The sequence below is a fragment of the Mesorhizobium sp. genome, from assembly GCF_041661565.1.
Classification (GTDB): domain Bacteria; phylum Pseudomonadota; class Alphaproteobacteria; order Rhizobiales; family Rhizobiaceae; genus Mesorhizobium.
Window position 1 is genome coordinate 1 of sequence record NZ_JBAZUD010000129.1, and the last position, 13,507, is coordinate 13,507.

General features: G+C 63.4%; 14 protein-coding genes and 1 pseudogene. 9 read left to right on the forward strand and 6 right to left on the reverse strand.

What is annotated here, in order from left to right; translation table 11 throughout:
• The 4 genes from WC739_RS19830 to WC739_RS19845 all read right to left on the reverse strand — a co-directional run.
• Positions 1 to 610, reverse strand: a 610-nt coding sequence (locus tag WC739_RS19830; RefSeq protein ID WP_372954725.1) for an MBL fold metallo-hydrolase, incomplete at its 3' end; no start/stop codon positions are given.
• 244 nt (positions 611 to 854) lie between these two features.
• On the reverse strand, positions 855 to 1,514 hold the full coding sequence (locus WC739_RS19835) for a peroxiredoxin (RefSeq protein ID WP_372954726.1): 660 nt from the start codon (positions 1,512 to 1,514) through the stop codon (positions 855 to 857).
• Between the two features lie 171 nt (positions 1,515 to 1,685).
• Positions 1,686 to 2,048: a cell division protein ZapA gene (locus WC739_RS19840; protein WP_224666165.1), complete on the reverse strand. Its 363-nt coding sequence runs from the start codon at positions 2,046 to 2,048 to the stop codon at positions 1,686 to 1,688.
• 20 nt (positions 2,049 to 2,068) lie between these two features.
• Positions 2,069 to 2,341 (reverse strand): DUF4164 domain-containing protein, encoded by a 273-nt coding sequence (locus tag WC739_RS19845; protein ID WP_010911918.1) that lies wholly within the window; start codon positions 2,339 to 2,341, stop codon positions 2,069 to 2,071.
• A gap of 261 nt (positions 2,342 to 2,602) precedes the next feature.
• On the opposite strand from WC739_RS19845, the gene tkt reads away from it, so the two are divergent.
• Together tkt and gap are read left to right on the forward strand one after the other, a co-directional pair.
• Positions 2,603 to 4,594: a transketolase gene (gene tkt, locus WC739_RS19850; protein ID WP_372954727.1), complete on the forward strand. Its 1,992-nt coding sequence runs from the start codon at positions 2,603 to 2,605 to the stop codon at positions 4,592 to 4,594.
• A 209-nt stretch (positions 4,595 to 4,803) separates the two neighbouring features.
• Positions 4,804 to 5,814 (forward strand): type I glyceraldehyde-3-phosphate dehydrogenase, encoded by a 1,011-nt coding sequence (gene gap / locus WC739_RS19855; RefSeq protein ID WP_372954728.1) that lies wholly within the window; start codon positions 4,804 to 4,806, stop codon positions 5,812 to 5,814.
• Positions 5,815 to 5,885: 71 nt separating this feature from the next.
• On the opposite strand, the gene WC739_RS19860 is transcribed toward gap, so the two are convergent.
• On the reverse strand, positions 5,886 to 6,362 hold the full coding sequence (locus tag WC739_RS19860) for a plastocyanin/azurin family copper-binding protein (protein WP_372954729.1): 477 nt from the start codon (positions 6,360 to 6,362) through the stop codon (positions 5,886 to 5,888).
• 191 nt (positions 6,363 to 6,553) lie between these two features.
• Between WC739_RS19860 and WC739_RS19865 the strand changes: the two genes are divergently transcribed.
• The 5 genes from WC739_RS19865 to WC739_RS19885 all read left to right on the forward strand — a co-directional run bounded on the left by WC739_RS19865 (position 6,554) and on the right by WC739_RS19885 (position 12,580).
• Positions 6,554 to 8,443 (forward strand): potassium/proton antiporter, encoded by a 1,890-nt coding sequence (locus tag WC739_RS19865; RefSeq protein ID WP_372954730.1) that lies wholly within the window; start codon positions 6,554 to 6,556, stop codon positions 8,441 to 8,443.
• A gap of 111 nt (positions 8,444 to 8,554) precedes the next feature.
• Positions 8,555 to 9,751 carry a phosphoglycerate kinase gene (gene pgk, locus WC739_RS19870; protein ID WP_372954731.1) on the forward strand — a complete coding sequence of 399 codons (1,197 nt, stop codon included), beginning with the start codon at positions 8,555 to 8,557 and terminating at the stop codon, positions 9,749 to 9,751.
• A 109-nt stretch (positions 9,752 to 9,860) separates the two neighbouring features.
• Entirely contained in the window at positions 9,861 to 10,886 is a 1,026-nt protein-coding gene (locus WC739_RS19875) for a class I fructose-bisphosphate aldolase (RefSeq protein WP_372954732.1), read from the forward strand.
• Between the two features lie 179 nt (positions 10,887 to 11,065).
• Positions 11,066 to 11,806 (forward strand): DUF899 domain-containing protein, encoded by a 741-nt coding sequence (locus WC739_RS19880; protein ID WP_372954733.1) that lies wholly within the window; start codon positions 11,066 to 11,068, stop codon positions 11,804 to 11,806.
• A gap of 60 nt (positions 11,807 to 11,866) precedes the next feature.
• Entirely contained in the window at positions 11,867 to 12,580 is a 714-nt protein-coding gene (locus tag WC739_RS19885; protein WP_372954734.1) for an SGNH/GDSL hydrolase family protein, read from the forward strand.
• Positions 12,581 to 12,610: 30 nt separating this feature from the next.
• On the opposite strand, the gene WC739_RS19890 is transcribed toward WC739_RS19885, so the two are convergent.
• Positions 12,611 to 12,790: a hypothetical protein gene (locus WC739_RS19890; RefSeq protein WP_372954737.1), complete on the reverse strand. Its 180-nt coding sequence runs from the start codon at positions 12,788 to 12,790 to the stop codon at positions 12,611 to 12,613.
• Between the two features lie 200 nt (positions 12,791 to 12,990).
• On the opposite strand from WC739_RS19890, the gene WC739_RS19895 reads away from it, so the two are divergent.
• Together WC739_RS19895 and WC739_RS19900 are read left to right on the forward strand one after the other, a co-directional pair.
• Positions 12,991 to 13,155 carry a hypothetical protein gene (locus WC739_RS19895; protein WP_372954735.1) on the forward strand — a complete coding sequence of 55 codons (165 nt, stop codon included), beginning with the start codon at positions 12,991 to 12,993 and terminating at the stop codon, positions 13,153 to 13,155.
• Between the two features lie 65 nt (positions 13,156 to 13,220).
• A pseudogene (locus WC739_RS19900) lies at positions 13,221 to 13,507 on the forward strand (glutamine amidotransferase); the annotation flags it as partial.

Below are 13,507 nucleotides of genomic sequence, written 5' to 3' on the forward strand. Positions count from 1 at the left end.
CGCGCGTCGCGTCAGGCAGGGCCACGATGTCCTGGATCGAGCGCCAGAGCCGCGCGGCACTGCCGCCCGGAAAGTCAGTCCGGGCACTGCCGCTGTCGGGCATGAACAGCGTGTCGTGCACGAAGGCTGCGTCGCCGACAACATAGGTGATCGAGGCCAGCGTGTGTCCGGGCGAGAAAAGCACCGTGACCGGAAGGGTGCCGATGCTGAAGGTCTCGCCTGCGCCGAAAAGCCTGTCCCACTGTGAACCGTCGGCAGGGAAATCCGGCCAATTGTAGATCGCCTTCCACAGTTTCTGGACCTCGACGATCCTGTCGCCGATCGCGGTCGGCGCCCCGGTCTTCTGTTTCAGGTAATGCGCCGCCGAGAAATGGTCGGCATGCGGATGGGTGTCGAGGATCCACTCGACGTTCAGCCCGTGCTCCTCGACAAAATCGAGCAAGGCATCGGCATTCTTCGTCGCGATGGCGCCGGACTTCTCATCGAAATCGAGGAGCGGGTCGATGATGGCGCATTGCTTTGTCGCCGGGTCGGCAACGACATACTGGATGGATCCGGTCGGCTTGTCGTAGAAGCCGCTGACCTGCGGCCTCGCCACGGCTGCGTCCAATTTCGGTTCCCCAACCTGGAGCAGTTCGCCGTTTCACGGAAACGGCAAACCGCTTTAAACTCTTCGTCTTGACGCAATTCCGGACGGAAAACCGTTTCACACTTTTCCTGGAATTGCTCTGGGGCCGCAGGAATGGTTTTTCCTGAGGCCGTCCGAGTGGAGCATGGTTATCCACCCGATAGCCTTAGTCAAGCATGACTTGGCGCAGGAAGGCGCAGACGCCGAAAACCGTTTCGAACCTATCTCAGGCCGATGGCTGCTTGGTCTTCCTGAGATAGGGCAGGATCGTTTCATAGGCGCCGAAGCGCTTGATGGCATCCTCGTTGGACACCGCCGCGGTGATGATCACGTCGTCGCCTTGCTTCCAGTTCGCCGGGGTCGCCACCTGGTGCTTGGCGGTCAGCTGCATGGAATCGACCGCGCGCAGAATCTCGTCGAAGTTGCGGCCCGTGGTCATCGGGTAGGTGAGCACAAGCTTGACCTTCTTGTCCGGCCCGATGACGTAGACCGAGCGCACCGTGGCGTTGTCGGCGGGCGTGCGCCCCTCGGACGTCTCGCCGGCACCGGCCGGGAGCATGTCGTAGAGCTTGGCCACGTTGAGGTCCTTGTCGCCGATCAGCGGATAAGCCACGGAATGACCAGTGGCGGTCTTGATGTCGTCCTGCCACTTGCCATGGCTTTCGACGGGATCGACCGAAATGCCGATGATCTTGACGTTGCGCTTCTTGAACTCGCCTTCCAGGCCGGCCATCGTGCCGAGTTCTGTCGTGCAGACCGGCGTGAAGTTCTTGGGGTGGCTGAACAGGATCGCCCAGCCGTCGCCGATCCATTCGTGGAATTTGATCGTCCCTTGCGTCGTCTCGGCGGTGAAGTCCGGCGCGATGTCGTTGATGCGAAGGCTCATTGTGCGTCCCTACCTACCCTGTAAAAGCCGCCAAAAGGGCGGACCCGTTCCCTTTTACCACTCCCGCGGCAACCTTGAAAATGCCCCGGCCGTCGGCAACGGAACACCAGCGAAAAATTTTCGCGCTTTTGGGAAAGAATGCAGAAAATTTACCGCGCGCGGCGCTGAGGTCTAGGATTTCACGGCCAGCGTTGCCGTCAGGTCTTCCATGCGCTGCGCCAACGCGCCAAGCGCATTGGTCAGGACGCTGTCGTTCTTGTCGGCCTTGGTAAGCGCTTCGTCGCGCGTCTTGCGCAAGGTCAGCACTTCGCTTTCCATGCCCTTGACCCGCTTCTGCAGTTCCGAGAGCTCGTCCATCACCATGATACCGGCCATGACGGTCAGCCGCTGGTCGCCGATTTCGCCGAAAGAGTCCTTCAGATGCGAGACATAGCGGTCGAAACGCTCGGCCAGGTCGATCAGATGCTCTTCCTGGCCCTCGTCGCAGGCCATCCGATACTGCTTGCCATCGATTGAAACCGTGACCTGTGCCATTGGCCTACCTGTCCAGCCCCTTACCTGTCCAACACGGCACGAATGGTTTCCATGGCGGTCACCAAACGGCGCGACACTTCCTTGTTGGCGTCTTCCAGGCGTTCCGCGCGTGCTTCGGAATTGTCGAGTTCCTGCGCCAGACGGGAGCGATCGGCGTTCATCCGCTGCACCTCGGCCTCGGCTTCCGAATAGTCGCGCTCGTGCTCGAGCTTGGCCGCGACGGCGCTTTCCAGCCCCTCGATGGCCTTGCCCAGCCTGGCGATTACTTCCTTGAGCGTGGTTTCCCCGGTCATGGCCTTCGTCCTGTGCCCTGCCCATCACCGAATCGTTCGCGTTCAGAACGCGTTATTCCCGAAACATTAGGCGCCGGGTGAAGGCTGCGTCAACAAAGGTCTCGCGGCTGTCCCCCGCTAACGCTAATGTGGGCCCGCCGCCGGCATCACAAGGCCGGCAAATGCGCACCGATTTGTTGACTAAAAGCGCGTGCCTGCTATGTGTCGCGCACCTTTTTCAGGGGCTCTCCCCAGCCCCCAAACCCCCACCTTGGAGGAACCATGACGTCGCGTGAACAACATGACCGGATGGCCAATGCGATCCGTTTTCTCTCCATGGACGCCGTTGAAAAGGCACAGTCCGGACATCCCGGCCTGCCGATGGGCTGCGCCGACATCGCCACGGTGCTGTTCACGCAATTCCTGAAATACGATCCCAAGACGCCGCACTGGCCTGACCGCGACCGTTTCATCCTCTCGGCCGGCCACGGCTCGATGCTGCTCTATTCGCTGCTGCACCTGACCGGCTACGAAGACATGACGATCGGCCAGATCAAGCATTTCCGCCAGCTGGGCTCCAAGACCGCCGGCCATCCCGAATATGGCCACGCCACGGGCATCGAGACGACGACCGGCCCGCTTGGCCAGGGCCTCGCCAATTCGGTCGGTTTCGCGCTCGGCGAGCGCATCATGAACGCCGCCTTCGGCAAGGACCTCGTCGATCACTACACCTATGTGCTGGCTGGCGACGGCTGCCTGATGGAAGGTGTCAGCCAAGAAGCCATCGCGCTTGCCGGTCACCTCAAGCTCAACAAGCTGATCGTCTTCTGGGACAACAACGACATCTCGATCGACGGTCCGGTCTCGCTGTCGGACAACACCGACCAGGTTGCGCGTTTCCAGGCCTCGGGCTGGAACGCCAGCCATATCGACGGCACGGATCCGGAAGCGATCGCCTACGCCATCGAAGCCGCCCGCCACTCCGACAAGCCGACGATGATCGCCTGCAAGACCACCATCGGTTTCGGCGCCCCGACCAAGGCCGGCACCAACAAGGCGCACGGCTCGCCGCTCGGCGCCGAAGAGATCGCCGGAGCCCGCAAGTTCTTCAACTGGGAGTCCCCTCCCTTCGAGATTCCGGCCGATATCCTCGACGCCTGGCGCACCGCCGGCAAGGCTGGCGTCAAGGCGCGAACCGATTGGGAAGGCCGCCTCGCCAAGGCCGAGCCGGAGCTGAAGGCCGAGTTCGAGCGACGCATCGCCGGCAAGCTGCCATCCAATTTCGACGCCGTCATCGCCGACTACAAGAAGAAGCTTTCGGCCGACAAGCCGAAGGTCGCCACCCGCAAATCCTCGGAAATGGCGCTGGAAGTCATCAATGGCGCCGTGCCGGAAACCATCGGCGGCTCGGCCGACCTGACCGGCTCCAACAACACCAAGACCAGCCAGACCAAGAACATCACGTCCGACGATTACGGTCAGCGCTACATCCATTACGGCATCCGCGAGCATGGCATGGCCGCCGCCATCAACGGCCTGACGCTGCATGGCGGCCTGATCGCCTATGGCGGCACTTTCATGTGCTTCTCCGACTATGCCCGCCCCTCGATGCGGCTTTCCTCGCTGATGGGCATCCGCTCGATCTTCGTCATGACCCATGATTCCATCGGCCTTGGCGAAGACGGCCCGACCCACCAGCCGGTCGAACATCTGGCGGCATTGCGTGCCATTCCCAACCACAACGTCTTCCGTCCGGCCGACGCGGTGGAAACCGCCGAATGCTGGCAGATCGCCATCGAATCGGAAAAGACGCCTTCGACATTGGCCCTGACCCGCCAGAATCTGCCGACAGTGCGCACCGAGCATTCGGCCAAGAACCTGAGCAGCCAGGGCGCCTATGAACTGGCCGCGGCCAGCGGCGAGGCGGCGGTGACCATCTTTGCCACCGGCTCCGAGGTCGAGATCGCGCTTGGCGCCCGCGACCTGCTGGAGAAGCATGGCCACCCGACCCGCGTCGTGTCGGTGCCCTGCTTCGAACTGTTCGACAAGCAGAGCGACGACTACCGCGGGAAGACCATCGGTAGCGCGCCGGTCAAGATGGCGATCGAGGCCGGCATCCGCCAGGGCTGGGATCACCTCATCGGCACTGATGGCATCTTCATCGGCATGACCGGCTTCGGCGCCTCGGGCACGATCGAGCAGCTCTATCCGCATTTCGGCATCACTGCCGAGGCCGCGGCCAAGGCGGCGGAAGCCCGTCTCCACACCAAGTAGGCCAGGCGCGGTCGCGCAGGAACGCCTCGCGGTGTGGGACGATGACATGCACAAGGACAACAACGTCCGGCGGAATCGCGCAAAACGATTTCGCCGGACTGGTCTAACCTAATCGATTTAAAACTGCGTCGCCGCGACTGGATTCTTTCTGCTCGCGCCGCTATGAAGCTGCGGACGAATTGTCTGCTCCAGCTCCCAGGGAGAGAAAAATGACCGTTAGAGTTGCCATCAACGGATTCGGCCGCATCGGCCGCAACATCCTTCGTGCCATCCATGAATCCGGCCGCAAGGACATCGAAGTCGTCGCCGTCAACGATCTCGGCCCGGTCGAGACCAACGCCCATCTGCTGCGCTTCGACAGCGTGCATGGCCGCTTCCCGCATGAGGTGTCGGTGTCCGGCGACCAGATCACCGTCGGCAAGGAAACGTTCAAGGTCACCGCGATCAAGGACCCGGCACAGCTGCCATGGAAGGAACTGGGCGTCGACATCGCGCTCGAATGCACCGGCATCTTTACGGCCCGCGACAAGGCAGCCGCGCACCTGACCGCCGGCGCAAAGCGCGTCCTCGTCTCGGCTCCGGCCGAAGGCGCCGACCTCACGGTGGTCTACGGCATCAACCACGACAAGCTGGGCAAGGACCATATCGTCATCTCGAACGCGTCGTGCACCACCAACTGCTTGGCACCGCTGGCGGCCGTGCTGCACGAGACGGTCGGCATCGAAAAAGGCATGATGACGACCATCCATTCCTACACCGGCGACCAGCCGACGCTGGACACCATGCACAAGGACCTCTACCGCGCCCGCGCGGCGGCGCTGTCGCAGATCCCGACCTCGACCGGCGCGGCCAAGGCGATCGGCCTTGTTCTGCCCGACCTCAAGGGCAAGCTCGACGGCATCTCGATCCGCGTGCCGACGCCGAATGTCTCGGTTGTCGATTTCAAGTTCATCGCCAAGCGGGCGACCACCGTCCAGGAAATCAATGAGGCGGTGATCGCCGCTTCAAACGGCAAGCTGAAGGGCATCCTCGGCGTCACCCATCATCCGAACGTCTCGATCGACTTCAACCATGATCCCCGCTCCTCGATCATGGCGCTTGACCAGACCAAGGTCATGGATGGCAACTTCGTTTCGGTGCTGTCCTGGTACGACAATGAATGGGGCTTCTCGAACCGAATGTCCGACACCGCGGTAGCCTTCGGCAAGACGATCGCCTGATCATCGCTGCCGACCAAAGCAGGGCCCGGGGACAACACCCCGGGCTTTCTTTTTCAGGCAGGCAACTGGCGCTATTTGACGTCGATCGTCTGCCACATGCCATTCATGTAGTGTGCGGGCACGTTGCAGAAAACGACGTACCGCCCGGGCTTTAGATCGAGGGTCAGCGTCCCCGACTTGCCGGGATCCAGCTCCGAGACTTCGCCTAGCGAGCCGGCGGCATCTTCGTTGATGCGATTTTCATTGTCGGAATAGGGCAGGCTGGACTTGGTATCCTTCAACGCCACGACAATCATCTCATGCGTTGTCTCCTTGGACGTATTCACGACCTCGAACACCACCTTGCCGGAGGGAATGGTGGTCTTGTCCACTTTCAGCCCCATGGTCGCATCCGAGATTTTGCCGCCCATATCCATGCCGAGCTTCATGTCGGGGTTGGGGTCGATGCCCTTGTCCCAAAGCCGGACGTGAATGGTGGTCGTTGCTGCAATCGCAGGCAATGGGGCCAAACCGATAAGGGCGGCCGCGGCATATGCACTGAACTTCATGGCGTGTCTTTCCTTGCTAGTCGCGGAGGATTGTCCGCTTTCCTCGGGCTAGCCGCCGAACCTGACAGGGGCCTGAACGTGCCATCGCGTGTCGACAGCAGAAAAGTCGTGCCCGCGACTTGCACACGCCATGTCTTCGCCCCACTCTCCGGCGATTGCGGACTGAAACATTTTAGCGGGGCCTTTACTGCATGGAGCATGCGATCTATCTCGTCACGCTGGTCGGCACCGCGCTTGTCGTCGCCGCCGCGTTCTCGAGCCTGATCGCCTTTCGCTTCGGCGCCCCGCTGCTGCTTCTGTTTCTTTGTATCGGATTGGCCACCGGAACCGACGGCCTCGGCATCCAGTTCGACAACGCCCGCATCGCTTATTTTGCCGGCTCACTGGCGCTCGCCGTCATCCTTTTCGATTCCGGTTTCGGCACGCCGCTCAACGCGCTCCGGCAGGCCGCCGGGCCGGCGCTGTCGCTTGCCACTTTCGGCGTGCTGCTGACCACGGGCCTGTTCGGTGCAGCCGCCCACTATCTCATCGACCTTAGCTGGCTGGAATCCTTTCTGCTCGGCGCGGCCGTAGCCTCGACCGACGCCGCCGCCGTGTTCTTCCTGCTGCGCGCCGGCGAGATCAACCTGCGCGAGCGGGTGCGCTCCACCCTCGAGGTGGAATCCGGGACCAACGATCCGATCGCCATCTTCCTGACCATCACGCTGGTCGAGATCATCGCCGCCCATGCCAGCCCCGAGACCAATGTGCTTGTCACGGGCCTTGTGCTCGGTTTCCTCCTCAATATGGGCCTCGGCGCCGTCGTCGGCGTGCTCGGCGGCCTCGCCATCGTGCGCCTCGTCGACCGGCTCAATCTCGACCATGGCCTGCTGCCGATCTTCGTGCTCACTCTGTCGCTGATGGTGTTCGCCGCCGCCGGCGCCATTGGCGGCTCGGGCTTCCTGGCGGTGTATATCGCCGGCCTCATCGCCGGCAATTCCGACATCCGCGCCGTCACCATCCTCAAGCGCTTCCAGGACGGCATGTCGTGGCTGGCGCAGATCATCATGTTCCTGATCCTCGGCCTGTTTGCGACCCCTTCGCAATTCCCGGCGATCCTGGTGCCGGCGGTCTTGCTCGGCCTGTTCCTGATGTTCGTCGCCAGGCCGATCGCGGTCTGGCTTTGCCTGGTCCCGTTCCGCTTGCCGCGTCCCGAAGTCGCGTTCGTCTCCTGGGTGGGCCTGCGCGGCGCCGTGTCCATCCTGCTCGCCATCACCCCGCTGCTTGGCGGGCTGGAGAACGGCCGGCTCATCTTCAACACCGCCTTCATCATCGTGCTGGTGTCGCTGGTCATCCAGGGCTGGACGGTTGGACCGCTGGCGCGCCGCCTTGGCCTGATCGTGCCGGCGCGGCTGGGGCCGCTGGACAAGGTCGAACTCGAATTGCCGGGCTCCGCCCACCATGAACTGCTTGCCTATCGCGTGGCATCGGGCAGTCCCGTGGCGCGCGGCGAGCGCATCCCGCGCTGGGCCAGGCCCTCGCTGGTGCTGCGCGACGGGCGCTCGATGCGCTTCCAGGACATGGGCCGGCTCGCTGCCGGCGACCAGGTCTACATTTTCGTTCCGGACCGCTATCCGCGCCTGCTGGACAAGCTGTTCGCCAGCCGTGCCGTGGTCGACCCCGAGGATGCCGATTTCTTTGGCGCCTTCGCCGTCGATCCGGCCCGATCTGCCGCGGAACTGGAAGCGGCTTACGCCGTCGGCCTGACCGAGGCGGAAAAGAAGCTCACCGTCGGTGCGCTGGTCACGGCCCGGCTCGGCGGCCATGCCGAATATGCCGACCGCGTGCTGCTCGGCCCGATCGAACTGATCGTCCGCGACGTCGATGAAAAGGGCAAGATCACGGGCCTTGGTCTTTCCTTCGAGCCGACCGCGCCGGTGGCAAGGGTGCCGGTTTTCCTGAGCGCCGGCGAAATCGGCGATCGTCTCCGGGCTTTCCTGCGCAACTGGCGCCAGCCGCTGGACATGCAACCAGCCGACAAGGCGGCGGACGCGTTGCCGGCCGCCGAGCCGGAGGCACAAAAGGCCGCGACCGAAGGCTGACCGGCTGGACACATGACGGCCGGATGATTTTTCCGCGCACGCGTCTCCCGGGCCTTGCATCATCGTTGGCGCGGGGTATGGTCCGGCGTTTTTCCGAGGAAAGGATCCAGCATGGCCGCCTTCAAGACACTCGACGATATCGGCGACATCAGCGGCAAGCGCGTGCTGGTGCGCGTCGACCTCAACGTTCCCGTCGCCGATGGCAAGGTCACCGACGCCACCCGGATCGAACGCATCGCCCCGACTATCGCCGAACTGTCGGGCAAGGGCGCGAAGGTTGTGCTGCTCGCGCATTTCGGCCGACCCAAGGACGGCCCCTCGCCTGAATTCTCGCTGGAGCCGATCGCCAAGGCGACAGCCGAAGTGCTTGGCCGGCCCGTGGGCTTTGCCAGCGATTGTGTCGGCGACACGGCGGCAAGCGCCGTCGCCGCCATGAAAAACGGCGACGTGCTGCTGCTCGAGAACACCCGCTTCTACAAGGCCGAGGAGAAGAACGATCCGGCCTTCGCCGAAAAACTCGCCGCCAATGGCGACATCTTCGTCAACGACGCCTTCTCCGCCGCGCATCGCGCGCATTCATCGACCGAAGGGCTGGCGCATCTGTTGCCGGCCTTTGCCGGCCGTACCATGCAGGCTGAGCTCGAAGCGCTGGAAAAGGGTCTGGGCAATCCGGTCCGTCCGGTGGTCGCCATCGTCGGCGGCGCCAAGGTCTCGACCAAGATCGACCTGCTGATGAACCTGGTGAAGAAGGTCGACGCGCTGGTCATCGGCGGCGGCATGGCCAACACCTTCCTTGCCGCGCGCGGGACCAATGTCGGCAAATCGCTGTGCGAGCATGACCTGGCCGCGACCGCCAAGCAGATCATGATCGAGGCGGCGGAAGCCGGCTGCGCCATCATCCTGCCGGTCGACGGCGTGGTCGCCAGGGAATTCAAGGCCGGCGCGGCCAGCGAAACCGTCGCCATATCCGACGTGCCCGCCGACGCCATGATCCTCGATGTCGGCGCCAGGACCGTGACAACCATTGGCGAATGGATCGATCGCGCCGCGACACTGGTCTGGAACGGTCCGCTCGGCGCCTTCGAGATCGCGCCCTTCGACCAGGCGACGGTGGCGGCGGCCAAGCACGCGGCGGCGCGCACCAAGGAAGGCAAGCTGGTCTCGGTCGCCGGTGGCGGCGACACCGTTGCAGCCCTCAACCACGCCGGCGTCGCCGACGACTTCACCTATGTCTCGACCGCCGGCGGCGCTTTCCTGGAGTGGATGGAAGGCAAGCCGCTGCCGGGCGTCGACGTGCTGAAGAAGTAGGTCCGGCCTGATCTGGCGGCCGGCGCCTTCACTCGATTCGAGCTTTCCGATGCCATTCCTTTGGCGCTAGACTTCCGTTGGGCGCGGAACAGACCTGGAGGAGAGCAGAATGAGCGACCGTCTCGAAGACATTGCCGCCGCGATCGTGGGAGGCGGCAAGGGCCTGCTGGCCGCGGACGAAAGCTCCGGCACGATCAAGAAGCGCTTCGATGTCATCGGCGTGGAATCGACCGCCGACAGCCGCCGCGACTACCGCGAGATGATGTTCCGCGCCACGGAGGCGATGACCAAATATATCTCCGGCGTGATCCTCTATGACGAAACGATCCGCCAGAAGGCGGCCGACGGCACGCCGTTGGTCGATCTCATCAAAGCGGCTGGCTCGATCCCCGGCATTAAGGTCGACGCCGGCGCCAAGCCCCTGGCCGGCTTTCCCGGCGACACCATTACCGAGGGCCTCGACAGGCTGCGGGAGCGTCTTGCCGACTATTACAAGCTCGGCGCCCGTTTCGCCAAATGGCGCGCGGTGATCGACATCGACACCGGCAGCGGCGTGCCTTCGGCAACCGCTATCGCCTCGAACACCCATGCGCTCGCCCGCTATGCGGCACTTTGCCAGGAGGCCGGCATCGTGCCGATCGTCGAGCCGGAAGTGCTGATGGACGGGGCTCACGATATCGACACCTGCTACGAGGTTTCGAAGGCAACGCTGATCAAGCTCTATGACGAACTGCATGCGGCGCGGGTCGTGCTGGAGGGCACGATCCTGAAGCCGAACATGGTCATAGCAGGCAGGAAATCAGGCAAGACCAACAGTCCAGACGAGATCGCCGAGAAGACCATAAAGCTGTTCCGCCAGACCGTGCCGGTCGCGGTTCCCGGCATCGCCTTTCTTTCGGGCGGCCAGGAGGACGAGGAGGCGACAGCCAACCTCAACGCCATCAACGCCATCGGGCCGCATCCCTGGAAGCTGACCTTTTCCTATGGCCGCGCGCTGCAGGCCGCCCCGCAGAAAGCATGGAGCGGCAAGGCGTCGAACGTCGCCGCTGGCCAGGCGGCCTTCACCCATCGCGCCCATATGAACCATCTGGCGGCGCTTGGAGAATGGAAGGCGAGCCTGGAACAGGCCGCCTGATCACGGCTCTTTCGGCTTCCTTCGAACCGGGCCGCGTGGCCCGGTCATTCTTTCAGCCTATCCGGCTTGGTGTGGCGCCCTCCCCATCCTATCCATGTCTTCCTTTCAGCGAAAACCGCCGCCAATGTCGGTTCGCTCCCGTCCCGACCGTCCTTGGTGTGTCTGAAAGGGAGAAATTCATGCCTCGCAACAAGGTGGTTTCACGCGAAGACTGGTTCCAGGCGCACAAGGCGCATCTCGCGCGCGAGAAGGAACTGACGCGGCTTCGCGAGCGCATCGCGGCCGAGCGGCGTGAACTGCCGTGGCTCAAGATCAGGAAGGATTACGTCTTCGAGACCGAGCAAGGGCCCAAGAACCTCGCCGGCCTGTTTGGCGCCAACAGCCAGTTGATCGTCTATCACTTCATGTTCGGACCGGGATCCACCCATCATTGCGAAGGCTGTTCGTTCCTGGCCGACCATATCGACGGCGCCGACCAGCATCTGCGCCACCACGACGTGTCGCTGGTGGTGATCTCGCGCGCGCCGCTGGCAGAGCTTCTGCCCTACAGGCGGCGCATGGGCTGGAAATTCGACTGGGCGTCGTCCTATGCCTCGGATTTCAATTTCGACATGCAGGTCTCCTTCACCGACAGGCAGATCGCGGCCGGCGACACGACCTACAATTTCGACATCCGCCCCCGGACGTCGAAGGAGCTTCCAGGCACAAGCGTCTTCTTCAGGGACGAAAACGGCGACATCTTCCTTACCTTCATATCGCGCGCCCGCGGTGGCGAGGCGCAGATCGGCGCTTATGATTATCTCGACATGACGCCGAAGGGCCGCAACGAGAACGGTCCTTATCATGGCCTCATGGACTGGGTGCGGCTGCACGACGACTATCAGGACGGACAATCGGTTCAACCGAGCTGCTGCGATTGAAGATCGTTCACGCCGGCCCGAACATGCGCTAAGCCTGCCCTGACCATTTCAGGGAGTGCCATGCGTTTCCCAACCTTCCTCACCTGGCTCGCCTTCCCCGTCTACATGTGGCAGGGATTGGGCGTGCGCCGCCGCACCACGCGCATGCTGCCGGCGCAGGGACCGGTCATGCACGAGATATCAGGAGACGCGCCGGCGATCTCGCTCTTGGTGCTGGGCGATTCCTCGGCCGCTTCGGTCGGCATCGGCAATTCCGAAGACGGCCTGGCCGCGCAACTCGCCATGCTGATCTCCCGGCGCACCGGCCGCGCGGTGCGATGGCGGGCCGCCGGCTTCAACTCGGCGACGTCCGGCCAGATCCGGGACCATGTGCTGCCCAACCTGTCGGCCGATCCGTGGACGCATATCGTGCTGGCCTTAGGCACCAACGACACCAAGAACTTCCACTCGGTGCCGCGCTTCAAGAAGGAGTTCGGCGGCCTGCTCTATGCGTTGCGCGCCAAGTGGCCGGAAGCGCGCGTGATATGGTCGCCGGTGCTTGAGTTCACGCGCGCGCCGGCCATGCCGGCGCTGCTCGGCGAGATCCTCGAAATCCGCGCCACCGCGATGAACCGGATGGGCGAGCGCCTTTGCCTGGAGCGCGGCGCGGTCCCCGCCCCCCGACTGCCCATCACCAACCCCGAAGCCGGCTTTGCCTCCGACGGCTTTCATGCCTCGGAAGCCGGCTATCGGGCATGGGCCGAGCACCTCCTGGATACGGTGATCGCCGGCTGAAACCGACGCGGTGGCGTCGCATGGTCTGGTCTACGTCAAATGCCCCAGCGCCGCCGCCAGCGAGATCGCGGCCATGGCCAGCAGCGCCAGCTTCCAGAAGTCGCCACGGCGTTTCAGCCCCGGCCAGCCCAGCGGCTTGATCAACTGGATGATCATGAAACCGACAATGACCAGGGCGAGGATTTTCGTCATGTCGCCTTTGACCAGCAAGATTGGCGCCTGTCAAAGCAGTTCGATCGGCTGCCGGCAGGAAATCGCAGTGCGTTTTCGGCCCGGCCGCGCAGCTGGTCCGACGGTCCATTGCCTGCCCGAATAGCGGTCCCAACGCCCCCCCGGCAGACTGCCTCCTGACAGACTGCTGTCAGCAGGGGTGTGCGATGATGCTTTTGTCCAGAGAGAGGAGACTGGTGATGAACGGATTTTCCATCCTGCGCGGAATGCAGCATTATGTCGGCAAGGTTCGCACCATGAACAACGAGATCCGCGCGCGGCGGTTCATGAACGCGTTGCCGGCGGACGTTCGCAAAGATATCGGCTGGCCGGATATGTATGACCGTTTCCCGGGCGGCAACTGAGACCTCGCAACCGGCGTAGGCGGCAATGCCGGCACTTTAGCAAAAGATCGGCAAGGAGCAGATACATGTCTGAACGCAAGACGATCGGCCTTCTGTTCATCGAAGGGTTCGCCGACTGGGAATATGGACTCCTGGCCGCCTCCGCGGTCGAGTGGTTCGATGCCCGCGCCGTATCGCTCACTCCAGACGGACAACCGGTGCGCAGCATGAGCGCTTTTCGGCTCATGCCGGATCGCCCGGCCGGGGTCGGCGAGAATGCCGATCTCGACGCCATAGCCGTCATCGGCTCGGATCAATGGGCTGGCAAGACCCCGCCTGATATTGGCGAACTGCTGACCGGCATTGCCGCCCG